General features: G+C 65.8%; 21 protein-coding genes and 3 pseudogenes. 10 read left to right on the top strand and 14 right to left on the bottom strand.

Features of this window, described 5'->3' with window-relative positions; genetic code table 11:
- Positions 1 to 149: 149 nt before the first annotated feature.
- The gene (locus BLV94_RS04690; protein ID WP_072946538.1) at positions 150 to 413 is read left to right on the top strand and encodes a hypothetical protein; all 264 of its coding nucleotides are present in this window, start codon (positions 150 to 152) and stop codon (positions 411 to 413) included.
- Positions 414 to 580: 167 nt separating this feature from the next.
- Here the strand turns inward: BLV94_RS04690 and BLV94_RS04685 are convergent, their stop codons facing one another.
- The 8 genes from BLV94_RS04685 to BLV94_RS04650 all read right to left on the bottom strand — a co-directional run bounded on the left by BLV94_RS04685 (position 581) and on the right by BLV94_RS04650 (position 8,426).
- Positions 581 to 1,807: an allantoate amidohydrolase gene (locus tag BLV94_RS04685; protein WP_072946539.1), complete on the bottom strand. Its 1,227-nt coding sequence runs from the start codon at positions 1,805 to 1,807 to the stop codon at positions 581 to 583.
- A gap of 36 nt (positions 1,808 to 1,843) precedes the next feature.
- On the bottom strand, positions 1,844 to 2,143 hold the full coding sequence (locus BLV94_RS04680; RefSeq protein ID WP_072946540.1) for a WhiB family transcriptional regulator: 300 nt from the start codon (positions 2,141 to 2,143) through the stop codon (positions 1,844 to 1,846).
- A 9-nt stretch (positions 2,144 to 2,152) separates the two neighbouring features.
- Positions 2,153 to 2,821 carry a helix-turn-helix domain-containing protein gene (locus BLV94_RS04675; RefSeq protein ID WP_072946541.1) on the bottom strand — a complete coding sequence of 223 codons (669 nt, stop codon included), beginning with the start codon at positions 2,819 to 2,821 and terminating at the stop codon, positions 2,153 to 2,155.
- An 83-nt stretch (positions 2,822 to 2,904) separates the two neighbouring features.
- Positions 2,905 to 4,221, bottom strand: a complete 1,317-nt coding sequence (locus BLV94_RS04670; protein WP_072946542.1) for an FMN-binding glutamate synthase family protein — start codon at positions 4,219 to 4,221, stop codon at positions 2,905 to 2,907.
- 10 nt (positions 4,222 to 4,231) lie between these two features.
- On the bottom strand, positions 4,232 to 4,930 hold the full coding sequence (locus BLV94_RS04665; protein WP_011595513.1) for a GltB/FmdC/FwdC-like GXGXG domain-containing protein: 699 nt from the start codon (positions 4,928 to 4,930) through the stop codon (positions 4,232 to 4,234).
- Positions 4,918 to 5,814 carry a class II glutamine amidotransferase gene (locus BLV94_RS04660; protein WP_072946543.1) on the bottom strand — a complete coding sequence of 299 codons (897 nt, stop codon included), beginning with the start codon at positions 5,812 to 5,814 and terminating at the stop codon, positions 4,918 to 4,920. Before BLV94_RS04660 ends, BLV94_RS04665 begins: the two co-directional genes overlap by 13 nt.
- Positions 5,815 to 5,841: 27 nt before the next feature.
- A complete protein-coding gene (gene glnT, locus BLV94_RS04655) occupies positions 5,842 to 7,200 on the bottom strand; it encodes a type III glutamate--ammonia ligase (protein WP_072946545.1) in 1,359 nt (452 codons plus the stop codon).
- A gap of 35 nt (positions 7,201 to 7,235) precedes the next feature.
- Positions 7,236 to 8,426: an NAD(P)/FAD-dependent oxidoreductase gene (locus BLV94_RS04650; protein ID WP_072946544.1), complete on the bottom strand. Its 1,191-nt coding sequence runs from the start codon at positions 8,424 to 8,426 to the stop codon at positions 7,236 to 7,238.
- 195 nt (positions 8,427 to 8,621) lie between these two features.
- Here BLV94_RS04650 and BLV94_RS50460 point away from each other — a divergent pair, with 195 nt between their 5' ends.
- Together BLV94_RS50460 and BLV94_RS50455 are read left to right on the top strand one after the other, a co-directional pair.
- The gene (locus tag BLV94_RS50460; protein ID WP_244163503.1) at positions 8,622 to 8,924 is read left to right on the top strand and encodes a helix-turn-helix domain-containing protein; all 303 of its coding nucleotides are present in this window, start codon (positions 8,622 to 8,624) and stop codon (positions 8,922 to 8,924) included.
- A complete protein-coding gene (locus BLV94_RS50455) occupies positions 8,921 to 9,352 on the top strand; it encodes a hypothetical protein (RefSeq protein ID WP_244163502.1) in 432 nt (143 codons plus the stop codon). Before BLV94_RS50460 ends, BLV94_RS50455 begins: the two co-directional genes overlap by 4 nt.
- A gap of 181 nt (positions 9,353 to 9,533) precedes the next feature.
- Here the strand turns inward: BLV94_RS50455 and BLV94_RS50450 are convergent.
- The 3 pseudogenes from BLV94_RS50450 to istA form a co-directional block, all read right to left on the bottom strand.
- A pseudogene (locus tag BLV94_RS50450) lies at positions 9,534 to 9,800 on the bottom strand (SRPBCC family protein); the annotation flags it as partial.
- Positions 9,801 to 10,698: 898 nt separating this feature from the next.
- Positions 10,699 to 11,479 (bottom strand): annotated as a pseudogene (gene istB / locus BLV94_RS04635) (IS21-like element helper ATPase IstB).
- Between the two features lie 90 nt (positions 11,480 to 11,569).
- Positions 11,570 to 13,111, bottom strand: a pseudogene (gene istA / locus BLV94_RS04630) (IS21 family transposase).
- Between the two features lie 65 nt (positions 13,112 to 13,176).
- Here istA and BLV94_RS04625 point away from each other — a divergent pair.
- The 7 genes from BLV94_RS04625 (at position 13,177) to BLV94_RS47730 (ending at position 22,101) form a co-directional block, all read left to right on the top strand.
- A complete protein-coding gene (locus tag BLV94_RS04625; protein ID WP_072946546.1) occupies positions 13,177 to 14,196 on the top strand; it encodes a tyrosine-type recombinase/integrase in 1,020 nt (339 codons plus the stop codon).
- Entirely contained in the window at positions 14,193 to 15,578 is a 1,386-nt protein-coding gene (locus BLV94_RS04620) for a tyrosine-type recombinase/integrase (RefSeq protein ID WP_074933595.1), read from the top strand. The genes BLV94_RS04625 and BLV94_RS04620 overlap by 4 nt, the downstream gene beginning before the upstream one ends.
- Positions 15,579 to 15,667: 89 nt before the next feature.
- Positions 15,668 to 17,137 (top strand): tyrosine-type recombinase/integrase, encoded by a 1,470-nt coding sequence (locus BLV94_RS04615; protein WP_072951791.1) that lies wholly within the window; start codon positions 15,668 to 15,670, stop codon positions 17,135 to 17,137.
- Entirely contained in the window at positions 17,137 to 18,858 is a 1,722-nt protein-coding gene (locus BLV94_RS04610) for a hypothetical protein (RefSeq protein ID WP_074933526.1), read from the top strand. Before BLV94_RS04615 ends, BLV94_RS04610 begins: the two co-directional genes overlap by 1 nt.
- Positions 18,855 to 21,050, top strand: coding sequence for a site-specific integrase (locus tag BLV94_RS04605; protein WP_074933529.1), 2,196 nt, complete (start codon positions 18,855 to 18,857; stop codon positions 21,048 to 21,050). The genes BLV94_RS04610 and BLV94_RS04605 overlap by 4 nt, the downstream gene beginning before the upstream one ends.
- Positions 21,047 to 21,505: a hypothetical protein gene (locus BLV94_RS04600; RefSeq protein ID WP_072948145.1), complete on the top strand. Its 459-nt coding sequence runs from the start codon at positions 21,047 to 21,049 to the stop codon at positions 21,503 to 21,505. Before BLV94_RS04605 ends, BLV94_RS04600 begins: the two co-directional genes overlap by 4 nt.
- Complete coding sequence (locus BLV94_RS47730) at positions 21,499 to 22,101, top strand: tyrosine-type recombinase/integrase (protein WP_083395468.1); 603 nt, start codon at positions 21,499 to 21,501, stop codon at positions 22,099 to 22,101. Before BLV94_RS04600 ends, BLV94_RS47730 begins: the two co-directional genes overlap by 7 nt.
- 251 nt (positions 22,102 to 22,352) lie before the next feature.
- Here BLV94_RS47730 and BLV94_RS04585 read toward each other — a convergent pair whose 3' ends face one another.
- The 3 genes from BLV94_RS04585 to BLV94_RS04575 all read right to left on the bottom strand — a co-directional run bounded on the left by BLV94_RS04585 (position 22,353) and on the right by BLV94_RS04575 (position 25,948).
- On the bottom strand, positions 22,353 to 22,856 hold the full coding sequence (locus BLV94_RS04585) for a MarR family winged helix-turn-helix transcriptional regulator (RefSeq protein ID WP_072948147.1): 504 nt from the start codon (positions 22,854 to 22,856) through the stop codon (positions 22,353 to 22,355).
- Between the two features lie 114 nt (positions 22,857 to 22,970).
- Positions 22,971 to 24,236, bottom strand: a complete 1,266-nt coding sequence (locus BLV94_RS04580) for a CaiB/BaiF CoA transferase family protein (RefSeq protein WP_083395892.1) — start codon at positions 24,234 to 24,236, stop codon at positions 22,971 to 22,973.
- 212 nt (positions 24,237 to 24,448) lie between these two features.
- Complete coding sequence (locus BLV94_RS04575) at positions 24,449 to 25,948, bottom strand: aldehyde dehydrogenase family protein (protein ID WP_072948149.1); 1,500 nt, start codon at positions 25,946 to 25,948, stop codon at positions 24,449 to 24,451.
- Between the last annotated feature and the right edge of the window lie 210 nt (positions 25,949 to 26,158).

The following is a 26,158-nucleotide window of genomic DNA, read 5'->3' as shown; positions in this document are numbered from 1 at the left end:
TGTTGCCGACGGGGCGCCGCGCGCCCTTCCGTGGCGGTGTCGCGGAAACGGTCCTGGATCGAGTAGAGGCTGTTGATCTAACAAGGACAATGTTGGTCGTGCCTGCACCGAAGAAATACGACACCTAGGCCCAGGAACGAGCCGTTCGGATGCATCGGGACCGGCTCGACGAGCGCGGCGGCTCGAAGGTCGCCGCCCGCCGCCACGTCGGCGAGCTGCTCGGCATCGCGCCGACGCTGCTGTGGAACTGGATCGAGCGGGACGAAGCCGCCGCGCCCGGGGCCGTGTCTCCGGAACCGGACACGGTGGCCTCATCCAACATTCGCTTTTTGAGAATGCACTCCGCTACGGTCAACAAACGGTTGAGCAGGGTGTCTCGTGGGTCTACTGAAACGGGGCGCGATGGTGCATGAACTGCCCCTTCTGTGTAACGCTCAGGAGCGCAAGGCACTCCGACGCTACTTATGAACCCCTATAGTACCGAGATGCCGAGTTCCCGGCCAGTCGACACTGGGCCTGGTGATTCCCGCGTGGTCGTCGCCATCACACTTGTTCCGATGTCGAATCGACCGTCTGGTCTTCATTCAGCTGTCCAAGCAGCCATTACATCCGCCAGTGCTTGCGCGCCTATGTTGCAGTCCGACTGGTCTGCATGCTCGTCGGGGGAATGCGACACCCCGGTGGGGTTGCGTACGAAGAGCATTGCGGTCGGGACCTTGGCCGACAGAATCCCAGCGTCGTGGCCCGCAGCGGTCGGTAGGACCGGAACCTCTCCCAGATGTGCGAGTGCCCGAGCCAGCTTTTCCCGAGGCTCCGATGGAAACTCTACGATCGGGGTGATGGACTCCGCAAAGACTGCAAGGTCGATTCCATCCGAGGCAGCATGGCTGCGTGCCTCGGTCTCGATTTGCGCCACCAGGGAGGCAAGCGTTTCCTCGTCTGCAGCCCGTGCGTCGAGCCACGCTTTGATTTCCGACGGGATTGCGTTTGCGCCGTTGGGCAGGACCTGTAGCTTTCCGAAGGTGGCGACGGCTTCGTGGATGGTCGCTGCAGCGCGGGCACTGTGCACCGAGGATGCGAAGGCAAGCATCGGATCGCGTCGATCCACGAGTCGGGTTGCCCCTGCGTGGTTCGCCTCGCCTGTGAATTTGAACTCCCATCGGCCGTGTGGCCAGATCGACGACGCGACAGCGACCGGTTTGTCGACGAGGTCGAGAGCGCGTCCCTGTTCGACGTGCAGTTCGACGTAGACGCCGACGCGGATCACCAGTGTCGGGTCGGCGCCGATGTGTTCGGGTGCTCGTCCTGCCTTCGTCATTGCTTCGGACAGGGTGATGCCGTCGGTGTCTCGCAGAGCGAGTGCACGTTCCGGGGCGAGGGCACCGGTCGTCAACTGGCTCCCCACACACGCGACTCCGAATCGGGCGCCTTCCTCGTCAGAGAATGCGGTCACGGCGATGGGTATCGCGGGCTCCACGCCCCGGTCGCGAAGAATGTCGATGGCGGCGAAGGCCGATACGACTCCGAGCGGGCCGTCAAAGGCGCCACCGTCGGGGACCGAGTCGAGGTGTGACCCGGTGACGAATGCGCCGGTTGGTTCGCCTACCCAACCCGCGGGCATCCACCACGCCCACAGGTTGCCGTTGCGGTCCTCCTCGACGTCCATGCTTCGCTTCTGCGCCTCGCCGCGGAACCACTCGCGCAGCATCAGATCGGCGTAGCCCCAGGCGAATCGGCGATAGCCACGCGTGCTGTGGTGCTGGCCGACATCGAGAATGGAGTTCCAGAGGGAGTCGAAGGAAGTCATGAACGTGCGCGTCCTCTCGGGTGGATCAAGGAAAGTTCAGCTGGTACTGCGGTGGTCGTGCAGGGGGCGTGGCCTGAGCCATCGTTGCCGGTTGCGTTCTCGGGCGGACAGTCCGCCCCAAATTCCGTGCGGTTCGCCTGCATCGATCGCGTATTCGCGGCATTGCTCGAGCACAGGACACTGTGCGCACACGGCTCTCGCCTTCGCGGACTGTGCCGCGTCGTCCTCGCGATCGAAGAATATGCTCACGTCGTGTGTTCGGCAGTCGGCGCGCAACTGCCAGTCCCATTCGGATGCAACCGGTGCCGGTAGTACGACTGGTCTTTCGTGTCTCACTGCTCGGCCTTACTCGACGTGGTTGTCCGGGTACGCAGTGACTGCGAGAAATCGGATGGGGAGTTCGGTGAGGCTTTTCGGTCCGTGCAGGCCTTCGCCGTCGAGTAGTAGCGAGTCGCCAGGGCTGAGTCGGTAGTCCGAGCTATCGTGGGTATAGACCATGTCGCCTTCGAGCATGAACAACAGTTCGGTACCAGGGTGCGCGAACCTCGGCGAGATGGTCGACTCCTGTTCGAGAGTGACTAGCACCGCCTCTAGTCGTCGGTGCCGCCCACGGAGTGCTCCGAGCATCTCGTAGTGGTGGCCGGCGCGGGTTCCACGGCCGACGATGTGGGCGCCATGGCCTGCGGGGGTATAGACGGACTCGCGCTGGGTTCCTGCTCCGCGAAACAGTGTGCTGACCGGGACGTCGAGGCCCATCGAGAGCCTCGACAACGTGGCGAGGCTGCAGGAGGTCTGCGCGTTCTCGATCTTCGACAGCATCGCCTTCGAGATGCCGACTCGGGTTGCCATGTCGCTCAGCGACAGGCCGGCGTTGATCCGCAGGGTGCGTACCTGCACGCCGATGACGGCTTCCAACGACCCAGCGTCGGTGTTACCCGGCGCGACTTCGCGTGGTTCGGTGTCGTGGACGGTGCCGGGAGTGGTGATGTTCTCGACCGTGTGCGCTGCTGTCATGGCATGCCCCATCTCTCGCGCGTTCCGAACCCGTGTGTGGGTAGTAAAAATTACGACCTATTGCCCACACACGGGCAGCTGCGTTAATAGCGGCCGGGAATCCAGTTGGTTCCGGCGAGGGGCACTCGGGCCATCGCCGACGCCTCGATGGTGAGGGCGACGAGGTCCTCGGGTTCGAGGTTGCGCAGGTGCGACTTGCCGCAGGCGCGGGCGAGGGTCTGCGCCTCCATGGTGAGCACCCGCAGGTAGTTCGCGAGCCGCCGTCCGCCCTCGACGGGGTCGAGGTTCTTCGACAGTTCCGGGTCCTGGGTGGTGATGCCGGCGGGATCCTTGCCGGCCTGGAAGTCGTCGTAGAACCCGGCGGCCGAGCCGAGCTCCTCGTACTGCTTCGCGTAGCGGGGGCTGTTGTCGCCCAGCGCGATCAGGGCTGCGGTGCCGATGGCGACGGCGTCCGCCCCGAGGGCCATCGCCTTCGCGACGTCGGCGCCGCTGCGGATGCCACCGGACACGATGAGGTGCACCTTCCTGTGCACACCCAGTTCCTGCAGCGCCTGGACCGCCTGCGGGATCGCGGCCAGGGTGGGGATGCCGACGTGCTCGATGAACACGTCCTGGGTGGCGGCAGTGCCACCCTGCATGCCGTCGACCACGACGACGTCGGCGCCGGCCTTCACGGCGAGTTTCACGTCGTAGTAGGTGCGGGTGGCCCCGACCTTGATGTAAATCGGCTTCTCCCAGTTGGTGATCTCGCGGAGTTCGATGATCTTGATGGCGAGGTCGTCGGGGCCGGTCCAGTCGGGGTGCCTGCACGCCGACCGCTGATCCACACCCATCGGGAGGGTGCGCATCCCGGCGACACGTTCGGTGATCTTCTGCCCCAGCAGCATTCCGCCGCCGCCGGGCTTGGCGCCCTGCCCGAGGACGATCTCGATGGCGTCGGCCTTGCGCAGATCGTCCGGGTTCATCCCGTACCGCGACGGCAGGTACTGGTAGACGAGGTTCTTCGACTGCCCCCGTTCCTCGGGCGTCATGCCGCCGTCGCCGGTGGTGGTGGACGTGCCGACCTCGCTGGCGCCGCGGCCGAGCGCTTCCTTCGCCTGCCCGGACAGCGCACCGAAGCTCATGCCGGCGATGGTGATCGGGATGTCCAGGTGCAGCGGGAACTTCGCGTTGCGGTCGCCGAGCACGACGTCGGTGTCGCACTTCTCGCGGTAGCCCTCGAGCGGGTACCGCGACATCGACGCACCGAGGAACAGCAGATCGTCGAAGTGCGGCAGCTTGCGCTTGGCACCCCAGCCGCGGATGTCGTAGATGCCGGTCTCGGCGGCCCGCTGGATCTCGGAGATGACGCCGCGGTCGAACGTCGCCGATTCGCGCAGGGCCGGGTTCGGGGTAGTCATGACGGTTCTCCTAGTACGCGCTGGCGTTGTCGACGTGGAAGTTGTAGAGCTTGCGGGCGGAGCCGTAGCGGGTGAACTCGGACGGGTCGGCGTCGAAACCGGCCTGATCGAGCAGCTCCCGCAGTTCCGTCAGGTGCTCCTCGCGCATCTCCTTCTTGATGCAGTCGGCGCCGAGGGAGGCGACGGTGCCACGCACATAGATGCGGGCCTCGTACAGCGAGTCGCCGAGGGCCTCACCGGCGTCGCCCAGGACGACGAGCCGCCCCGCCTGACCCATGAACGCGGACATGTGGCCGATGTTGCCGCCGACGACGATGTCGACGCCCTTCATCGAGATTCCGCAGCGGGCGGCGGCATTGCCGTCGATCACGAGCAGGCCGCCGTGGGCGGTGGCGCCCGCGGACTGCGACGCGTCACCCTTGACGTGCACCGTCCCCGACATCATGTTCTCGGCGACCCCCACCCCGGAGTTGCCGGTGACGGTCACCGTCGCGTGCTGGTTCATGCCGGCGCAGTAGTAGCCGACGTGTCCGTCGATGGTGACGTCGATGTCGGAGTCGAGGCCGCAGGCCAGTGCGTGCGCGCCCTGCGGGCCGGTGACGGTGACCTTCTTCGGGGCCTCCGGCGAGGTGAGCCGCTCGTTGATGGCACGGGTACTGGACGTCTCGAGGTTCAGGACAGTCGCTTCGGTGGTGGCTACCGGTGCCATACGTACACCTCTTCCGGTTCGGGCTCGAAGATTCGGGCGTTGTCGACGCCGGGCAGGTTCGCCAGGGCGCGGAATACGGACGCCATCGCGACCCACTGGTCGGTCTCGGCGATGACGGCGGGTTTGCAGGAGATGGCGTCCCGGACCACGGCGAACGAGTCGGCCGTCGAGACGAGCAGGGTGTAGAAACCGTCGAACGTCTCGTTCAGCATCAGCAGCGCCTTCTCCAAGTCGACGCCCTCGGCGAGCTGCCTGGCGACGAACCGCGCCCCGACCTCGGTGTCGTTGGCGCTGTCGAACACGACGCCGTCACGTTCGAGCTGATGCTTGATGCTCATGTGGTTGGAGAACGAGCCGTTGTGGACGAGGCACTGGTCGGGGCCGACGGAGAACGGGTGCGACCCCTCGGCGGTCACCGCGGATTCGGTGGCCATGCGGGTGTGCGCGACACCCTGCCAGCCGCTCGCCGACGGCAGCCCGAACCGGTTCGCCAGGTCGATGGGGTTTCCGACCCCCTTGAGGACGGTCAGGTCGTCACCGAATCCGATGATGCGAGCCGCGGGTGCAATGGCGCGCACTGCCGCGGTGATGGCATCCGCGGCCGCAGGTGCGTGCAATACGATGGTCGGGTCGAGATCGTGCCCGGCGACCGTGACTCCCAAGACTGCACCGACCTTGTCGGCGAGTTCGCCGGCGGGAATGGGCGAATCCAGCAACGAAACAGTGGCTTCGCCTGCAGGCGACCAGGTCGGATCGCCGTAGATGGCCATGCCCGCAGAGTCGGGTCCGCGGTCGCACATCGCGTCGAGCATGTCGGTCAACAATGCACCGAGTTGTGGGTAGAGCGTGGCGTCACGCAGGTGAAGCCCGACTATTCCGCACATGAAGGTTCCTTTCCGAGTACGGGAGTTCTAGAAGGCGGTAAGGTAGTGGTCGATTTCCCAGGAGCTGACCGTGTTGTGCCAGGCGAAAAACTCCTCGCGCTTGAGTTTCGCGAAGTACTCCGCGACCCCGGGGCCTGCGACGTCCAGGGCGCCCGTGACGACCGGATCCGATTCCAGGGCGTCCATCGCGTGCAGCAGCGTCATCGGCAGCATGTCGCTGGGGGAGTCTCCGCTGCCGGGCTTGCCAGGGTGCAGGTTGCGTCGCACACCGTCGAGGCCTGCCGCAATCGCACCGGCGGCAGCAAGATAGGGATTGGCCGAACCGTCGCCACCGCGTAGCTCGACACGGTTCTTGTCGGGGATCCGCAGGTAATGGGTGCGGTCGTTGCCACCGTAGGTCGCGTAGCGCGGGGACCATGTCGCGCCGCTGGCGGTGGCCGTTGCTCCGGTTCGCTTGTAGGAGTTCACGGTCGGTGCGATCAGCCCTTGCAGCGCGCAGGCGTGATCGAGAATACCGGCGACGAAGGCGTAGGCGGTCGAAGAGATGCCGAGGCCCTGCTCGTCGTCGGCGTCGGGGAAGACGGCCCCTGCTTCGTTCCAGAGCGAAAGATGCATGTGCAGGCCGGTGCCGGTGCGGGTGGTGAACGGCTTGGGCATGAACGTTGCTTGCATGCCGCGCTTCTCGGCGATGACCGACAGTAGGTAGCGCAGCGTGATGACGCGATCGGCCGTGGTCATGGCGTCGGCGTAGTCGAAGTTCTGCTCGAACTGGCCGTTACCGTCCTCGTGGTCATTCGCGTAGTTCCCCCAGCCGAGTGCGTTCATCGCGTCGGACACCTCGGTGAGGTGGTCGTACATGCGGGTGACGTCGCGGGCGTCGTAGCAGGGATTGGTGCTGGTGTCACTGCGGTCGGCGGTGACGAGTTCGCCGTCGACCCGGTTGACGAGGAAGTACTCGATCTCGGCGCCGACGTTGACCGTCATGCCGAGGTCGGCGGCTTTACGAAGCTGTTCCTTGAGGATGATCCGCGGCGCGAACGGCCATGGTTTGCCGTCGACGTGGGGGTCGCAGTGGACGATCGCGAGGCCTGGCTTGATGAACGGGAGCGGGGTGAAGGAGCTGACGTCCGGGATCGCGATGAGGTCGGAGTCCTTGGGTTCCTGTCCCATGTGGCCTGCGGCGTATCCGGCGAATCCGACGCCGTCCTCCTCGAGCTGCTTGACGGCCTGGATGGGGACGAGCTTGGCACACGGCTTCCCGGACAGGGTCACGAAGAGTGCGAGTATGAACGTCGTCCCACTGGCGTGGACGACCTCGGACAGCGTCGGTGTGTGGTTGACCGACGATTCGGTGAAAAGTGAGGCCTCTGCTGTATCGACAGCCATGAAAGTGTCTTTCTCGATTCGGGTTTCGGCGAGGGTCATCGCATTTCTCCTGCACCCTCATAGGGGTTGAGACTGAAGAGCGGGTCCCCTTCGGCGAACCGGGAGTACCGGAAATCATGAGGATCGACATTGGGTAGCGAGGTCTCACCGTCGATCAGCAAGTCGGCCACCATCTTCCCGACGGCCGGTGAGATCTTGAATCCGTGGCCGGAGAAGCCGGTGGCAAGGAACAGCCCGTCGACGGGGGAGGGCCCGATGATTGGGTTGTAGTCGGGGGTCACGTCGTATGCCCCCACATACGAGCTGGTAATGCGAGGGTCTGGCATGTCGGGGAGCCGATTGCCGAGTTTCATGATGTTCTTCTCGATCGCGGCGTCGTCGGCGCGGTTGACGTACTTGTCCGGGTCGATGTATTCCGGCGTCTGGTGGTCGGAGTTGCCGACGAGGAGTTCCCCGTTCGGCTCGCGGCAGATGTATTGCAGGCCGGCGAGATCGGACAGAACAGGTACCTCAGGGGTCGGGACTCCCTGGTCGATCAGGACCAGCTGTGCGCGTTGCGCTTTCACGTCGAGGTCGACGCCCACACCGGCAGCGAGCCCCGGTGCCCACGGGCCGGTGGCGAGGATGACGTGGTCGGCATGCACCTCCGATCCGTCCTTCAGTGTGACGCCGTAGACCGTGTCGGAATCGTTCTTCAGCAGAGAGACCACCGGGGTGCTCTGGCGGATCTTGACCCCCATCTTCCGCGCGGTCGCGGCGAACGCCATGCCCGCCATGTACGCCTCGCCGCGCCCACCGAGTGGCTCGTAGGCGAACAGTGCGAAGTCGTCGAGATGCAGTCCCGGCCAGAGTTCGGCCATCTTGTCGTGTGCGATGAATTCGGTTGCGATTCCTAGACCCTGCATCATCGCGATGTTCGCCTCGAGGGGCTTGACGTTGTTCTCGGCGACGCCGACGACGTAGCCGCACTGACGGAACGCCATGTCGTCGCCGAAGAGTTCGGTTGCCCGCGTGAAGATGTCGACGCCGTACCAGGACATCGCTGCCAGCGACGGGGTGCCGTAGTGGCAGCGAACGACACCGCTGGACTTACCTGTCATACCCGAGCACAAGGTGTCTCGTTCGAGGACGAGGACGTCGGTTTCCCCGCGCTCGGCGAGCGAGTAGGCGATGGCCAGACCTTCGAGGCCGCCGCCGATGATCAAGAACTTGGTGGTATTGCTCACGTGTCGATCCTTTACGGTGGCAGGAGTCCTGCGGGTTGTCGGGCGCTGTGTGTCGTGCCCACTCAGGGTTTCAGTTAATGAATCGCTGTTATCCACCATGAAACAGTCGCTACATGTCGATTGCGTTACGTATGCGTCAGCGGCATGTGACGGTTTCACGGCGGTGGATTCTGTTTCACAGATGCGGATAGACCATTGGCGCTCGCACACCTCGGACGCTGCTATGGGGACGGCGGCGTGCCGGTCCGGGTGTCGGCGGCGGCCGCCGAGCTGGGCGTGACGGGCCGGCAGGTCACTCGTCTCGCGCGGGCAGGGGAATTGGTGGTGACGCGGGAGGTGGGGAAGGCGTTGTTATTGGATGCAGGGTCGGTGCACCGTGTGGCGCAGGTTCACCGTCATCGGGGGCGGCCGTGGAACGGGGAGGTGGCGTGGGCGGCGTTGGCGATGCTGTCCGGGGTGGGGGTGGACTGGATTTCGCCGTCGCAGGCGAGTCGTTGAGGAATCGGCTGCGCCGGGCGAACGCGGACGAGGTGGCGTTTCTTGCCCGTCGGCGTGCGCGGGTGTACCGGATGCGCGGATGGGGTGATGAGCTGAGCACTCTGGTCACCGGTGAGTATGTGGCGGCCACCGGGGCCAGCGCCCTGACCCACGTTGGGGGAGAGGCGGGCCGGTTCGGCTTGTCAGGGTCCGGTGGTGGTGCGGTGGACGGGTATGTGCGCGGCGACGACCTCGCCGACGTGATCGATACGTTCGGTTTGATGGCGGACGGTGAGGGGGAGGTGACGTTGCGGGTGGTCACGGCCCTGGATCCGTTTTTCACGACGATGACGTTGCCGGTGGCGGTGGATCTGATGGAGTCGCTCGACACCCGGGAGCGCAGCGCCGGGACGCGGGTGCTGGGGGAGTTGCTCGATGACATCCGGTGAGCGGACGGGGTGGACGGTGCAGGCGCCGGTCGGTGGGTGGGGCCGCCGCGGCTGCAGGCCGCCGAGATCGCTCGGGTGATTCCCGCCGAGCTGTGGACACTGATCGGTGGGTTGATGGTGTAGCTGCATGCGGTCCGCGCGGTGTGCCGCTGACCCAGGCGACGGTCGATGTCGCATGATTTTGCATGTCGGCCTTCACCCAGTGGGTCAGGACACCAAACTTGTCGGCGACGTTCTCCACCACCCCGTCCGGGTCGATATCCATCTGAGCGGTGACCCGGGTGTGGGTGTCGTCGAGCCGGTGAAAGGTGACCACCCCGGCGTGGTCGGGGCTAACGTCGGACTTCCACGCCACCCGCTCATCGGGGTGCTGCTTGGTGATCGTGGCGCTGAATTCCCCTCTCTGCCCGACAATGTCAAACACCCAATGAGTGGTGGTGGCATCGATAGTTGACGGCGTGTTGCGCGTTCTTCCCGATGTGCCGGGGGTGTCGGGGCAATCGTTCGAGCACATATGCCCGGGTGGTGGGGTCCATGCTCTGCTGAACCTCCTTCACCCCCTCCATGACGCTTACCCGCCCCTCGCCTCCCACACGCAGTCACCTACCTATCGACAGTGGCACCCAATGCTTGCGCCCACACGAAATGCGAGTTTCGTAGACGGCGGTGATCCCCGGGCACGGTTCGGTGGCGCACGCGCACCGCGATGTGGTGGCGTGCCGGGCAGCCGAGTCAGGTGAGCGGTGCGACGACGACAAAGCCCGGACCGCTGGTTCTCATGATCGAGCGCACCCATGGTGCGCGTCAGGGCAGGCTCACACCGAAGGTGCCGTGGCGAGGCGTGGTCACTGCCGGCTTGAAGGGGCGTCGTCACAGTCGTAATTCATCGATAGGACGTGCAGATGATCGCTGATCCAGATCGTGGCGTAGCGCCGAGGTGTGCCCGGCGAGCTGCTCGTGTGCCCGCTTCGGTGCGAGATCGCCAGCGGCCCGTCGGGGCGCTGCGCTCGAATGCTCGCGAGCTCGTCCGGGCAAGCGTCGAGCCAACCACGGAACGCGTCGTTGAAGGTTGTTGCGCATAGTGGACGTCAGAATCGCCTATTCGCTCGCCTCGCCTCGCGACGTGAAAGTATGAACGGCCCGGCGGTAGGGGCTGTTCGCGCGGCGATCCGCGCCGAGGTCGACGAGCGAAAGTCGGGATTGATTCCGCCAGCCGAAGGCGTTGAGGCCTGATATGTCAAGGGACATTGGTTTCTGCCCACGGGCGGACACGAAACCTGCCCGTAGGCGGACACGGGTTTCTGCCCACGGGCGGACACGAAACTGCCCACGGTGTGGTGTTGTGGTCAGGTGAGTGGGTCGACGCCGGTGCCGGCGAGGGCTTGGCTCATCCGGATCGATTTGCCGCTGGTCTGACACAGGTGGGCGTGATGCATGAGCCGATCGACGGTGGCGGTGGCCAGGGTCTTGGGCATCAGCTCGTCGAATCCAGCCGGATGAAGATTCGACGACAGCGCCAGGGCGCGTTTCTCATACGCGGCATCCACCAGCCGGTAGAGGCCTTCGGCGGCGTCGGCGGCCACCGCCAACAGGCCGATGTCGTCGATGACCACGAGATCGGCGCGCAGCAGCTTGGTGAGGGCCCCCGAGACCGAGTCGTCGGCGCGGTGCCGGCGGATCAGGGCGCCGAGGTCTTCGAGGGTGAACCACAGCACCTTTCGTCCCTGTTCGACGGCGTGCTGACCGAGGGCCTCGAGGAAGAATGTCTTCCCGGTTCCCGAGGGGCCGCAGACGACGAGGTTCTCGCGCCGGTCGATCCATTCGAGGGTGCGCAGCGCCTGCTGGGTCGGCGCCGGGATGGACGACAGTTCCGGTTTCCAGGCGTCGAAAGTTTTGCCGGTGGGAAACGCGGCGGCGGCGCGGCGGGTGGCCAGCGCCGAGCGTTCCCGTCCGGCGGCCTCCTCGGCGAGCAGCGCCTTGAGGACCTCGGCGGGTTCCCAGCGTTGGGCGCGGGGCGGTGGCCAGCACGTCGGGGGCGGCGCGGCGGATGTGCGGCAGCCGCAGCCGGTGCAGCAGGGTTTCCAGGTCGGTCGGCAGCGGTGGCGCCGACGGTGGTGCAGTGCTCACGAGGGTCTCCTTCGGGTGCCGGTTGAAATCGGACTGTGAACTCGATTAGTCTGCGGTGCAGAGTTTTTCGCATCAGCGTGGGCGGTGTTCCTAGAGTTCGGCTGCACCGTCGACGGGAACCTCGCCACCGAGGGCGGCCCAGCCGCTGGTGCCTTGGGCCAGGGACCGGGATTCGTCGGCCCGGTGGGTGCGATCCGAGGCGACGCCGGCGGGGTGGGCGTCGAGGATCGCCATGAGGTCGCCCTCGGCGAAGCGCCCGTACGCGGCGGCGTGCCCGAGCGCCCAGTCGACCCGTTCGGCGCCGAGCAGCTTCGCCAGCGACACCGCGTGGTCCATCTTCACGCGGATCTTCCCGGTGCCGGCCTCGGCGGCCTCACACAACCACAGCCGGGCACCGGCACCGATGCCGCAGAAGGCGCGTTCGGCGTCGGTCCGCGGGATCGGCTGACGGGCCAGCACCCCGGCCGGGGGCGGTGGGAAGTGCTCGTCGCAGATCTGCGGGGAGCCGGGGCGGGCCCGCCGGTGGCGGGCGACCTCGACCGGGCCACCCTCGCCGTGGTGGACGACGACGATCCGCTCGGACGCCCCGGCGCCGTGCGCGCGGACGAACACCGTCTGCCCGCGCAGGGTGTGCGGCACCGAGTACTGGCCGTTCTCGAACGCGATCATCGGTGTGTTGTCCGGGGACCGTGCGGGTCACACCGCAGGTCACGGTGTGTGCGGCGGCCGGGACGGGGTGCAGGTGGAGGCGTTCTTCGGCGAGCATCTCCGCCGGGATGCGGCGGGTGGTGCGGTGGATGCGGGTGTTGACCTCGTCGCAGAACGCGGTGCAGGCGGCCTCGAGGTCATCGAAGCTGTCATAGTGGGCGGCGAGGCCCAAGGTCGGTGGGCACCAGGTCGGCCTTGGCCAGCTTGACGGTGTTCTCCACCCCGCCCTTGGTGGCGGGGTCCGCGGGCAGACAGGTCTTCACGACCAGGCCGTAGAACCGGGCGAACGAGACCACACCGGGGTTGCGGACGGCGACCGAGGCGATGTGTTCGGTGGTGACCATCTTCTCGTTGTCGGTGAGCAGATAGGTCGGGACACCACCGATCCGCCGGAAGATCCGGTCCAGGCCCGCGTAGACGGAGGGAGCGGTGCGGTCGCGCAACGGGATCACCACCCGGTGCCGGCACCAGGCCAGCCACGCGCACAGCAACACGGTCTTGGTGCCGTCGACGACCGGGGCGTCGCCGAAGTCGTATTGCAGCCACAGCCCGGATTCGGTGATCCTCCCCCACTCCGGGGGAGGTGCCCCCAGGCCTGTGCACCCGGGTGTGTCCGAGCCGGTAGGCGCGTTTGACCCGGGCCACGGCACGGCGGGTGGTGCGTTCGGTGCCGGTGAATCCGAGGGCCAGCAGTTTGTCGTGGGCGACGTCGGCGCGGACCCGTCCCTTCGAATGTTCCACCCATTCTTCGATTTTCGGTAGATATTCGTCGATCAGCATCGGTCTCTTCTCCCGTGGTGGGGTCGGGACATCGGCGGTGTCGCGTTCGGCGACGAGACGGGCGACGGTGTGATGCGAGCACCCCGCCAGCGCGGCGGCGGCGCGATAGGACTTCGTCAGGTCGTAGGCGGCAAGAATTTCCATGAATATGTAGGTGATCCAGCCGGCTCGACCCGGCGCCGACTCTGACCCTGACGAGGAGTAGCACGATGCAGTGGGATCCCTGCTTGGTTCGATCGTCCGAGGACGCTGGTGTGTCGCTCGGCCACCCCGACGTTGACGACTACCTGCGGTTCGTGGCGACCCGGGCGCGGCGCAACACCCTGTTGGCCACCGCGTTCGACCTGAAGGTGTTCTTCGCCGTGGTGGCGAAGGACCCGAACGCGGTGACCCGCCGCGACGTGCTCGCCTTCATCGAGGCGCAGCGCGCCCCGCGGCGCGGACCTGGCGTCGTCCGCCTGGAGGACGGCGAGGCCGGACTGTCGGCGCGAACTGTGAAGCGGCGATTGACGTCGGTATCGGGATTGTTCGAGTACTTGATCGTGCGCGGCGACGCCGGGATCGCGCAGAACCCGGTGCCGCGCGGGTTGTCCACCCGCCGGGCGGGAACGCGCACCCGCACGGTGCCGTTGCTGCGCACCCCGCGCACATTGCCGCGGGTGCTGAGCCCCAGCGACGTCGATGCGGTCACGGCGGTACTGCGCACCCACCGCGACACCGCGATGATCGAGGCAATGCTGCTGGGTGCGCTGCGTCGCAGCGAGGTGCTCGGTCTCACCCTCGACGACATTCGGGTCGGCGAGAAACGCGTGTTCATAGCCGACGGGAAGGGTGGTCACCAGCGCATCGTGCCGGTCTCCGAACGGTTCTTCCAGACCCTGGCCCGCTACCTCGATGAGGAGCGCCCCGACACCGACACGAATCGAGTGTTCCTGGTGCTCAAAGGGCCGCGACGCGGCAAGCCGCTGTCGGCAGCCGGGCTGGAGGAGATCATCCGCGGCCTGCGGCGCCGGTCGGGTGTCGCATTCACCTGCCATCAACTGCGGCACACCTGCCTGACCAGGCTGCGCGAGGCCGGGATGGCCCTCGAAGCGGTCCAGGCGCAGGCCGGACACCGATCCATCGAATCGACGCGCATCTACCTCCATCTGGCCAGCGGCTGGCTCGACGAGGAGTACCGGCGCGCGCTGACAGCGCTGGACATCCCGACCGCCGAGGGCACGCGGTGACCGCCCGCGAACTCCTCGGCGAGCCCGACCTCGTTGCGGAATTCACCAGCAGCAAAACGGATTCCAGTGCAACCAAGCGGCGCAGGCAGGCCCGCGCATTCTTCGCCCGCTTCGGCGACCCGGCGGGCTGGCAGCGGGCATCGCTGGTCGATCAGCTCGCCGCCGAGCCGGAGTGCGGCCGGTTCGTCGCGTGGCTCATCGTCACCGGCCGGGTCCGGCCGAGCCCGGACTACCTGCTCGGGTGCCGCGGCAATCTCGCCTCGGTCGGTGACCGTGTGCACGCCGCACTGTCCGTCGAATTCACGAACATGAGCAAGGAATTGGGCTATCCGGTCGTGCTGGCCCGGCGGCAGTGGAGCGCGCTACTGCACATCGCAGCACTGACCGCGACCGCAGCCAACCGCGTCGGTGATGCGCAGATCGACGATGCGGTGCAGCAGTTGCGATCGGCGGCCGACCGAGCCGGCAACCGCAGCCTGCGCAACCTGACCGCCAACGTGTTCGGCATGCAGGCAGTCCTGTTCCACCTCGGGCTCATCGACCGGCTGCCCACCCGCAGCAACGGCCGCGCCGGTCGACGCGACGCACAATGGCACCACATCACCGAACACGCGCCCCTGCTCGCGATGACCCTGCGCGACTATCTCGACCAGATGGGGGTCCGGCTCCGACCCAATTCGATTGCCAGTGTTGAGAAGTCGTTACGCATCTTCGCCGGCTACCTGATCGAGCACCACCCCGACGTCCGCTGCGTCGCCGACGTCCGCCGCAACCACGTCCAGGCCTACAAGACCTGGCTGGCCGGCCGGACCGGCAACCGCGGACCCTCGCTGGCCAACCAGACCGTTCGCACCCGCCTGGGAACGCTCGCAGCGTTCTTCGCTCGACTCGACGAACTCGACATCGCAGACCGACCACCCCGCGTCCCGGTCCTGCGGTCCGACCTGCCGATCAAGGACGACCCGCTACCCAGGTTCATCGACGACGCCGCCTCGGCGAAACTACTCACCGCTGTCCGCGCCCACCCGGATCCGTTCACCCGCACCGCGATAGAACTGCTCGCCCGCACCGGCATGCGACAAAGCGAACTGCTCGCCCTCACCACCGACGCCGTCGTGCAGATCGGATCGTCCTACTGGCTGCGCGTCCCACTCGGCAAACTGCACACCGACCGCTACATCCCGCTGCACCCGCACCTGAAGACGTTGCTCGACGACTGGATGACCCAACGCGGCGACATCGCCCGCTCGAAGCTGCTGTTCCTCGAACGCGGCCGACGCATCCGACCATCCCGACTCGCCACCGCACTGAACTCGGTCGCCGCCGAGGCCGGCATCGGGCACGTCACCCCTCATCAACTCCGGCACATTGTCTCTGCTTAGTTCCCGTGTTGCATTAGACCCGAAGGTGAGGGCGACCTGGGGGTTTGGTTGTTGCGCCGAGCCGTGTGGTGTTTCTACTGTCAGCGCCCATGATCTTGAGCTACTTCTCGTCGCTGGACTGGCGGTCCTGGGACCTTGAGCATCGTCCCGTGATCCCGGAGGGGATGGCGTTCCTCATCGATGACGATCTGTTGTTCGAGGACGGCCCGGCCGCGCCGCGGCAGGCGTCCGTGGTGAACCGGTGGCTGCGGGAGCTTCCGGCCAGCGGGGCTCCGGCGCCGAGTTCGTGGGAGAACTACGCGCGGGCGGTCAAGGAATGGGCGGAGTTCCTCGCCGAACACGGCGTGGGGTTGTTCGATACCCGGGAACGGTTGAAAGCTGGGCTGAGTCGCTATGCGGAGCACCGCGCAGCGGGGCCGGCGCGGTCGCGGTTCGCGGCGACCACATGGGGCCAGCACATGAGCATCCTGTCGCTGTTCTACCGGTGGGCGATGGAGGAAGGGTTCGCGTCTGCCGAACCGTTCACCTACCGGTCGGCGCGGGCGGTCTTCGCCGGGACCGGCCGGGAGGTGCGGGTGAATCTGGCGGTGCGCCGCACCCCGAAACCGCATGTGACCATCAAGTATCTGGAGCCGGACTTCACCGACCTGTTCCGGAAAGGGTTGCGGGGGCTGGCGCCGGACGGCAACCGCGACACCGGGTTCGCGGGCCGGGAGATGACCCGCAACGCCGCGATCGGTGATCTCGCGCTGGCGACCGGGTTGCGGTTGGGCGAGTTCACGCATTTGCTGCCGTGGGAGATCCCGGCACTGCCGCCGGCGCGGACGGCGATCCCGATCCCATTTCCGGTGCCGGCGGGAATCACCAAGGGCCGCAAGTTCCGCACCACCTGGATCTCCTACGACGCCCTGGCCGGGCTGCACGACTACCTGCAGCTCGATCGCGCAGCCGTCACCGTCGAATCGAGCTGGCGGCCACCACGACGGTGGGGCGAGCCGATGCACGTGAGCGAACCGGACGCCCGCGGCGGCCGGATCAACGGCATCCGCCGGTCGTGGGAGTCATTGACCCCGCCGGAGCGGCGGCGGCTCGTGGCACCGGAGGGCGGGTCGTGCCTGCTGGCGGTCAAGGCCGACGGTGGACCGTTCACGGCGTGGGCGACGGTGTTCGAGCGCACCGCCGACCGGATCCGGGCCCGGTTCGAGCCGCGGTTCCCGCACGTTCACCCGCACCGGCTTCGTCACTGCTTCTCGATGCAGACTTTGGAATATCTGGTGACCGGCTACTACCGGCAGGCAGCGAAGCTGGTGCGCCACACCGATGCCGACGCGGCGCTGATCTTTTACCTGACCAAGGCCGATCCGCTGCTGGTGCTGCGAGATTTGCTCGGGCATTCGACCGTGTTGACCACCGAGAAATACCTGAAGCGTCTTGATACCACACGGATTTACCGGCAGGCCTACGAAACCGAGGGCGCGGCAGCCGGACTCATCGATGCTACCGCAGCCCAGTGGGAAGCCGACGCCGAATTCGACCATGACACCGACGGGGATCTGTGATGCCGACGAGAGTGACCGACGAACCGCTTGGCTTGAGCTGTGTGTTCAGCGACGGCAGCCGGGCGGAGTTCGACCTGGCGGGGTTGCCGAACCCTCGGTTGGCGCGTGATCTGGCAGTCGGGCTCCTGGAGCTGATTCATCCGCACGGCAGCGCGAACTCGGCCGGAACGGTCGATGCCTACGCGGGTGCACTCCGAGCAATGGTTCGCGCGCTCGCCGAGCAGGGTTTCACCGGCGGCGCGAGTGGGCTGCGCCGCGGACAGCTTGCGCAGTTCTGGATGGCGGGACCCAGACGGTTGGAGGCATACACCCGCGCCATGGTGGAGGGATATGCCCGATCCGGCGGCGGCCTCGGCGACGGGGTGCTGGAGCTGGCGGCGGGCCGACACTTCAATATCCAGCCCAACCGTCGACCCCTGCCGCCCTATCCCGAAGTCGAATGGCAGGGTCTGATCACCGCATGCCGCACGGTCGTCGAGGAGTCGTATGCGACGCACCGCCGCGCACTGGCCGCGATCGGGCAGGGCCGTCATCCCACCCAGCACGGATGGACATGGGAGAACTTCTGCTGGCTGCTGGCACGGCTCGGCCCGGTCAGCACTCCCGTGTTCGCCCACACGATCGGCGTGACGCACAGCGTGTTCCACAATCGCCGACCACCAGCGTTCTATGACGCCCTGAGGGCGGTGTTCCCGCACCTGGACGCCGTCATCGCCTACCGCCTGCTGTTCGGCGTCTACTCCGGCATCGTCCCCGACGGCATCGCCGACCTGGGGATCGACGACATCGAATGGGCCGGGGACTCGACCATTCTGCTGTCCTACGTCAAACGCCGCACCGCGGCGGAGACCCTGAACCTGCCGCGTCCGGCGGTGCGTCTGCTCGAGCAGTGGCTGACGCACTCGTCGCTGCTGCGCAGCCTGGTCGCACCAAGCGACCGCGACCGGCTGTGGTTGGGCCTGAGTTACGTGGGCAAACCCGTCCTGATCCGCGAGATCAATCGGGTCAGCATCCAGCGATGGGTGAACCGCCACGGCGTGCTCGGGGCCGACGGTCGGCCGTTGAAGATCCATCGAGCACGCATCCGCACCACTCACCATGCGATGCGCGAGAGGAAGACCTGGACAGGCAACGCCCGCGCCACGATCGACCCCAATCACACGCCCGCTGTCGAAGGCGACCACTACCTGTCGGTGACGACCCCGGGCCAACGGCACGCGGTCGAGGCGGTCATCGAGGATGCCCAGCACGATCTGTTGCGCCGCGCGCAGCCGCCCACCGTGATCGCCGAGGAGGACGCCGCCGCGCTGGCCGACGGCTACCCGCAACTGATGGCGGCGATGAATCTCGACGACCACGCGATCGCCGATTTGGTCGGCGGCGCGCGCGATGTGTTCACCGCAGCATGCGGTGATCAGCTGGCCGGCCTGCACGGTCCGGTCGGCAAGCCGTGTCCGGCCAGGCCGTGGGTCTGCCTGCTCTGCCCGCTGGCGGTGTTCGCGCCGCGGCACGCGGTGAACCTGCTGCGGCTCAAGGCGTTCTTCTCCCGCCAATGGCAGCAGCTGCCCGCCGCGCAGTTCATGGCGGTGTTCGGGCCTTACGCGACTCGGATCGATCAGATCCTGGGCCGGTTCGACCCCGCCGAACTCACGGCCGCGGCTTCCCGGGTCACCGACACCGACGACGAAATCCCCCTTCGCCCAGAGGAACGCACCGCATGACGACCTTCGCCACCAACAGCGCCCGCGAACACCGGACATCAGTCTTCACCGGCGCCGATGTCTGTCTGCAGGCGGGTCTGACACTGCCCGACGACGTTCGCCGCCCCCTGTTCGACGACGACTTATGGGACTTCACCGAGGTCGTCGGGTTGGCAGTCAACATCCCGTTGGCGAACCGCCGCTTCGACTTCGCCGTGATCGGCGACCCGCGATGGCGCATGGTCGCCAAGGAGCTGATCATCGCCGCCCTCGCCCCGCGGCATCCCGCCGTCGCCGAATTGCCCAGGGCATACCGCACACCGCTGCATCTGCGCAGCTGCATCGGACGGCTGGGCGAGCTGACGCGACTGTTCCGCTGGCTCGACCGGCGACACGTCACCACGCTGGCCGAAATCGACACCCACACCTGCGAGGCCTACCTGGCATTCCGGCGCTACATCCTCGACGAGGACGGCAATGTTGTCGGTGAACAGAGCCCCGCGGTTCGACGCGCTGCGGCGCAGATCATCGTCGACCTGGTCAACCACCGAGACCTGTTCACCGCCGACCGCGTCCGCGCCGATCTTCGCCCCTGGGGCGGCGCATCGGCTTCCGCCGTCGCCGAAATGCGTTCCGGCCGTGACGGAAACACCACGCCCGCCGTTCCCGACGAGATCCTGCAGCCGATGCTCGCGGCGGCGCTGCACCTGATGCAGGTCCTCGGCCCGCACGCGGTCGCATTGAACCAGCAGGTCCGCGAACACGACCGCGTCCATTCGGTCAGGATCGGACAGCGGCGTCAAACCACCACCTCTGCGGTCGACGACATCGTGACCGTGTTGGCCGACTACACCAGGACAGGGACGCCGCTGCCCCGACACGAAGACCATGAGATCACCAAACGGCTGGCCGCCGGATGGTCAGCCGACGACCTACTGCTGCCCGTCGCCACCGGGATTCTCGCCAGGCAGGCCGGACGCCGCAATATCGACTCCCGTTGGTTGCCGCGACTGCGCGGACCGCTCACCAACGCAGTCGCCGCGGTCGGGGTCGAGAAGGTATTCGCTCGCGACGCCGAACAGGCGCCGACCGCCGACGGCGCGACACGGCCCTGGAGCCTGCCGCTGCACCGATCGCAGGCCGTCGCCGTGGTCGGGATCGTCCGAACAGCCGCGATCATCGTGCTCTCGGCATCATCAGGGATGCGCAGCAGCGAGTTGATGGAACTACGTGTTGGCTGCCGCCGCCCGATCGAGGAACCCATACCCGGGCTCATGCGCTACCGCATCGCCAGCAAGATCGTCAAAGGCCAGCCGCTCGGCGGCACCGACGACGAATGGGTCGTCATCGAACCGGTCCACCGAGCTGTCGAACTCATCGAACAACTGCACGACGATCCACGCGATGATGCTCTTCTGTTGTCCCGGTTCAGCTTCCGGGTCCGTTACATCTGGTTCCGCAACTGGGTCAACTCTTCGGCAGGAGAACGCCTGGGCCTGGCCCCAATTCCCGAGGGACCGGTCTCACTGCGGATGCTCAGAAGAACGATCGCGCTGGAATTGGCCTATCGCCCCGGCGGGGTTCTCGCAGCAAAACTGCAGCTCAAGCATATCGCAACCGCAACAACCGAAGGCTATGCGGCCCGGCCGGGTGGCGCTCAAGCCGAGTTACTGGCCGAGGTCAACAAGCATGAAGCCGACCGCAACCTTCAGCTGATACTGGCCGAGTTCCACAACTACCGCAACGGCATCCTGCCCTCCGGCCCCGGCGCCCGAAACCTCACCGAGTTCTTCGCCACTGTCGACGCCGACGTGAACGCGGAATCGGCTGCGGCACCGAAGGTGCAGCGCAACGATCGCGACATCCTCAACCTGCTGTCCAAACGAGCCAAGGTCCTGCACCTGGGCCCGGCGAACTACTGCTGGTTCGTCGACCCGTCCCGCGCCCTCTGCCTCAAGCTGGCCGGCACCCCGACCGCGACGCGGCCGATGATCGGCATGTGTGACTCGGCGCGTTGCCCGCAGGCCACCCACCACGATGTCCATCGCTCCGTCTGGGCCGAGCACGCCGAACGCACCAAGATCTTCCTCGGCCAACTCGGCAAGACTCGCGCCACCGAGCGCACCCGCCTGCAAGCCGACCACGACCGCGCCGTCCGGGTCATCGCCGATATCGACACGGCCACAACCACCGCGAGCGGGGACCTGCCATGAGAATCAGTGCCGACCAACGCACCCAGAACGAGAACCGCATTCGCGCCGCCATCGACCGACTGCTGCGCGGCGAGATCCCACCCGGCGGAGGCTGCGACATCAAGACCCTCGCCGCGGCGGCCGGCGTCGATCGCACCGCCTTCTACGGCAGCAGGCCCTACGCGCACCTACGCGCCGAGTTCGAACACCGGCTTGCGCAGCTACAGAACAACGGCGAAACCCCCGACCCGAAGACTGCGCAGATCGAACGACTGAAAACAGAGATAGACAACCTCAAAGACCGCCTGAATCAGGCCTATTCGACCATCGAGGAGCTCACCGACTTCCGCAGCCGGGCACTCGCACGGCTGGCCGCACAACACGAAGAAATCCTCCGCCTCCGCGCCGCCACAGACCCGAACGCCAACGTCACCCAGCTACCGACGACACGCCAGAAAATCATCGGGCCATGCTGACGCAGAATCGAGCGGTGATGTCAGTCACAAACACACAGGTCTTATCGCTACACACGCGGCCACCAGCGTCGCGAACTCCGCGCCGGGAATCGTCCACTTCAAACGCAACACGAACCCGACCGCACACGGCCTCTGCGGACACAAGGCATACCCTGGCGACCCAGGCCATCAACCGCGGCATGTCGCTGGAAGCCATCGCAGCCCTGCTCGGACACAAATCCATGTCCATGACCCTCGTCTATGCCCGCATCGCCGACCGCACCGTCGCCGACGAATACTTCGCGGTCACACAGAAGGTCGAAGCACTCTACAACCAGGACCGACAGTTGCCCGCGGACGCCGAGGGGAGCGAAATGGCCAAGCTCCGACGCGAAGCCCACCGTCGCATGCTCGGCAACGGCTACTGCGCACGCCCGGTCGAACTGGACTGCCACTTCGAGTCGATCTGCGAGTCCTGCGCCTTCTTCGTCACCACCATCGAGTTCCGGCCGACGCTGCAACGCCAGCGCGACGACGCCGCCGCCAAGGGGCAGGTCGGACGGAAGAAGATCTTCGACGGCCTACTCGACCGCCTCGACGGGGACGCGGCCTCTTGACGATCACCCGCATAACCATGACTTCCTTGGCAGACTTCACGACGGCCTCTCCTCGAGGTTTCGCGGGACGTGGTAGCACCGTCGAGCGAACCCGAGGAGGGGCCCCGACCCGGGGAGGCGATCGGGTCGAAGATCGAACGTGTCGTACAGCTGAGACACCCGCGTGGGCAGTTTCGTGTCCGCCGGTGGGCAGAAACCCTTGTCCGTCAGTGGGCAGTTTCGTGGCCGCTACCGGGCACTTTCGTGACCGCCTATGGGCAGCTTTTCATGTCCGCCGACACGCGCTCGAGGACATCGAGAAAGTCCCGCAGCGTCAGAGACAACGAATGAGCAGTATCAGTGAAGCAATCGAAAAGTGCTCTGTCAGAGGGCATAGCATTGTCCAACACGCGCGTCGCACGCTGGATCCGCTCCCTGCCAGCTGCCGTGATCGACACGATGGTCGAACGTCGATCTTGCGGGTTTCGATACCACTCGACAAGGCCGGAGCATTCGAGCCCTTGAAGCATCGTCCGAGTTGTCGTGCTGTGCCGATCGAGTGCGTGGTCGAGTACGACCTTGTCGATCGTCCCGTCAGCTGTCCCCGCGACCAGATTGAGCAGTTCGTAGCGCGGATAGCTCAATCCGTGTGGTTGCAGGAGCGCTCCCAGTAGATGCTTCAATGCGCGTTGAGCATGCAGCAAATCGCTCAGCGCCACTGACAGAGTCATGGTGGAACGACCACTTTCCTCAGGCGTGTTGTCCACTTGCTTCATGAGTGAAGATCTATCCTGCGCTCGTCTGAAAGGCTCTTCTTGCTCGACCAGCACTCACAACCCTCGGACGCGGAATGATCCTGCGCACCGCGGGCTAGCTGGAAGTGCCGATCCTCACTGGACCGGTTCGAATACCGTCGGATCTGGAGCCTCGCGGGAAGACGAGGGGGCGGTGAGTCGGGCACACCCCGAATACGAGTCGATGTCGCTCGACTCGTCAAGCCAGTTCTCGATCGCGACCGTATGCTCCCCCAGGGCCGGCGGAGCGTGGTGTCGAGACCTGAGCAGCGAGCTGCCATCTGCCGTTTCCATCCGCAGTGAGGGGCCCGGCAACTTGACCGGCCCCACGACGGAGTGATCGACCTCGATCAACAGGCCCTGGCTAAGGGTCTGATCCCAGGTGTACACCTCGTCGATCGTGCGGATAGCCCCGGCAGGGACCCCGGCAGTGTTGAGCTTGCGAAGAACATCAGCGCGGGACTGAGTGACGAATGCATCTTCGATCGTGGCGACCAGATCAGAGTGGTTCTTGACCCGGTCCGGATTCAACGCGAACCGCGGATCCGCCGGTGCAACACCAGCGACCGGGGCGAACTTCTGCCAGATCGCCTCGCTACCCACTGCCACCTGCACAAATCCGTCCGCGCACCGGAAGCTACCGTACGGTGCGATTTGGGGGTGGTGATTGCCCGTGGGTTGCGCCACTTGCGAGCCCACCGTCCACTTCGTCCCCTGGAACGTGTGTGCGCTGATCGCGGCGGCCAGCAGAGATGTGCGTACCACCGAGCCGCGCCCAGAACGCGCACGTCCCGCGAGTGCGGCGGACACACCCGTTGCTCCGTGAACACCGGCAAGTACGTCAGCAATCGGAACTCCGATGCGCGTGGGGCCAGTTTCCGGACTGCCGGTGACCGACATCAGGCCGGCCTCGCCCTGTGCGATCTGATCGTATCCGGCACGCGCGCCTTCGGGACCGTCATGTCCGAACCCCGTAATCGAGAGCAGCACAAGCCGGGGGTTCAACCGCTCGAGTTCCTCAGCGGAGAATCCAAGTCGGTCGAATGCGCCGGGTCGGAGGTTTTCGATCAGCACGTCGGCGCGGCGAATCAACTTCCGCAATACCTCTTTGCCACGCTCGGACTTGAGGTCGAGCTGGATGGACTCTTTGTTCCGGTTCGCCGACATGAAGTAGGACGACTGGGGATCTTCGTCGGGGCCGACGAAGGGCGGCCCCCAAGTCCGCGAATCGTCACCGCTCCCGGGTGACTCCACTTTGATAACGCGGGCACCGAGATCACCCAGCATCATCGCCGCAATCGGCCCGGCGAGAGCCCGTGACAGGTCCAACACCAAAATATCGTTCAGTGGGCCTTCGGTCATGTTGATCATCCGTTCTCTGGAACATGCACCGGCCCAATCGATCAACGGGGCAAGACCTGCATTGATGCCGTGACCGCCGTGCAGTTGCGTGATGAGTGAAATCGGGACGTACCGGGGTGGTGGAGGCGGGAGGACTCGCCGACATGGACGCCGTTGTCCGTCTGGCGAGCCCTCCCGAACTTGGCGCGGGATCGATCCCGTGTGGAAGGAGGCTATCGAGAACGAAGCCGCACGTTGACCTGCTTGGTCTGCGTGAACCCGGCGATCATTCCTTCCAGAGCCACTTCACGCCCGAGTCCGCTCTGCTTGTATCCGCCATAGGACTGACCGACCATCTGGCCGCCACCTTGGTTAACCTGGACCCAACCTGTTTCGAGTGCGTGTGCAGTCGTCAGTGCGCGATCAATGTCGCGGGTCCAGACGTACGCCGCGAGGCCGTAGTGCGAGTCATTCGCCATCTTGATGACTTCAGCTTCGTCGCGCCAAGGGATGGCAACCAGGACAGGACCGAAAATCTCCTCGCGCGACAGACGCCACGCGTTGTCGGCGCCAGAAAACACGGTCGGACCCATGTAGTAACCGGCGCCGTCGGGCGCCGCAGTAGAGCCGTTCAGCGCAACCGAAATACCGGACGTACTCAACCCGTCATCGACGAAACTGGACACCGAATTGAACTGAGTCTCATTGATGATGGCGCCCATGTCGGTAGCCTCGTCCAGCGGATTGCCGACGACCTGGCCGCCGAGGACGCTCACAAGTCGATCGAGAACGTCATCGTAGATGTCCTCATGCAGGAACAGGCGAGATCCGGCAGTGCAACTTTGTCCCTGCCGATGCACACGGGACGAGAGCAACAGGTTTCCGATCAGATCATCGTCGCTGGCAGCGTCGGGAAAGACAATGGACGGGTTCTTGCCGCCAAGCTCGAGCGATACGTGCGCCAGGCGGCCCATCGCCTCGCGTGCAACATGCTTGCCGACCGATGTGGAGCCGGTAAAGGAGACCTTGTCGACGCCCTGGTGCTGGACGAGAGCTTCTCCCGCCTCTCGCCCCGACCCGGTGAGGACGTTCAACACGCCTGCCGGCAGGAACTCGGCGCAGATCTCGGCAAGCAGAAGCAGGCTCAGGGGAGCGGCCTCCGCGGCCTTCGCCACGACGGTGTTCCCGGCGGCCAGTGCCGCCGGGAACTTGAACCCGGCGATCATCAGCGGCGAATTCCAGGGCAGGATACAAGCAACCACACCCAACGGCTCCTGCCGCGTGTACTGGAGTTGGTCGTCGCCGGCCGGAAGGACGGTGCCCTTCACTTCTCCTGCTACGCCAGCGAAGTAGCGGAACAAACTTGCGGTTGCTGCAACTTCCGGTCGCGCCTGCGTTCGGATCGCGTTTCCTGTATCGAGCGCCGTGAGTTTCGCCAGTTCTTCGCCGCGCTCTTCAATAGCGTCAGCGATCTGACCGAGGGCCCGCTGTCGAGCAGAGAAGTGCAGGCTCTTCCAACCCGGGAAGGCAGCACGCGCAGCATTAACCGCCCGATCGACGTCCTCGCTCGATGCGGCTGGAATGCGGCCGATGACATGGCCACGAAGAATCGGAGTCGTCACGTCGCGCCACTCGGAGTTGGCCGACTCCACCCATTCACCATTGATCATCATCGGGTAGTCCCGCGGCGCAGGGATACCTAGGCTCTCGGGCGCGATCTGAGTAGATGTCATGTTGGAACTCCTTTGAGGTGTTTTCATTCGCGGCACAACGGAAATCAAGAAGAAAGCCGCTGGGGGATTACGGTGAGGGGCGGTGGCGACTGCGCGGCGCGCCAGACCGGTTCCACAAGTACTGTGTGACAATAACTTTGCTCTATTAGGGTGAGAACGTCAAATGGCTGTTCTACACGCTACTCATGCAAATCGCACGGCATGTGCGCG

Origin of the sequence: Rhodococcus koreensis (genome assembly GCF_900105905.1) — a bacterium.
In the GTDB taxonomy this organism is placed as follows: domain Bacteria; phylum Actinomycetota; class Actinomycetes; order Mycobacteriales; family Mycobacteriaceae; genus Rhodococcus_F; species Rhodococcus_F koreensis.
The sequence above is the reverse complement of the archived record's forward strand: the minus strand, read 5'-3'. Positions and strand labels throughout refer to the sequence as shown.